At 31.8% G+C, this 689-nt stretch carries 1 protein-coding gene; it reads left to right on the top strand.

From position 1 onward, the window contains the following. Positions 1 to 689 (top strand): substrate-binding domain-containing protein (locus tag B3J44_RS21855; RefSeq protein ID WP_286971403.1); only part of this gene is annotated, 689 nt, incomplete at both ends.

Here is a 689-nt window from a genome sequence, read left to right on the forward strand (position 1 = left end):
TACTGGCTTCCTTGCGTTAACGGAATCCAAGATGCAATTACAGAATTTAAAGCTTACAATGTTGTTATAGAAATACATTATTTTAATCCAGAAAGCACCAAATCTTTTTTAAAGACTAACGAAGCGATTATTTCTCAATCGCCTGATGCCGTTTTATTGACTCCGCTTTTCCATAAAGAAACCATCGAAATCATAAATCAATATGATGAACTGGGAATCATGGTCAATACTTTTAACAACCAGGTCGAATCTTCTTCTATCAAAAGTTTTGTTGGACAAGATTTGTACAAAAGTGGTCGTGTCGCCGCGAGTTTAATGAATTTGATTCTTCAGAAAGGCCAAATTGCAATTATTCATATTGACGAAAGTTTGAAAAATGCCGTTCACATGCAGGAAAAGGAACGAGGTTTTAGAAGTTATTTTGACGAAAAAAATCTTCCTGATTATTCTTTAACCACATTAAAACTGAAATATTCCAACATAGAAAATAAGCTTACTTCTTTTTTAGATGAAAATCCAGATTTAAGCGGAATTTTTATTACAACTTCCAAAGCATACCAAATCGCCTATATTTTATCATCAATTACAGACAAAAAGATTGCTTTGATTGGCTACGATTTAATTGATAAAAATGTTAGCTTTTTAAACCAAGGCTTGGTTCATTTCTTAATTCATCAAAATCAAAAAAG

The organism is Flavobacterium sp. UBA4854 (assembly GCF_002399805.1).
GTDB classification, from domain to species: Bacteria; Bacteroidota; Bacteroidia; order Flavobacteriales; family Flavobacteriaceae; genus Flavobacterium; species Flavobacterium ginsengisoli.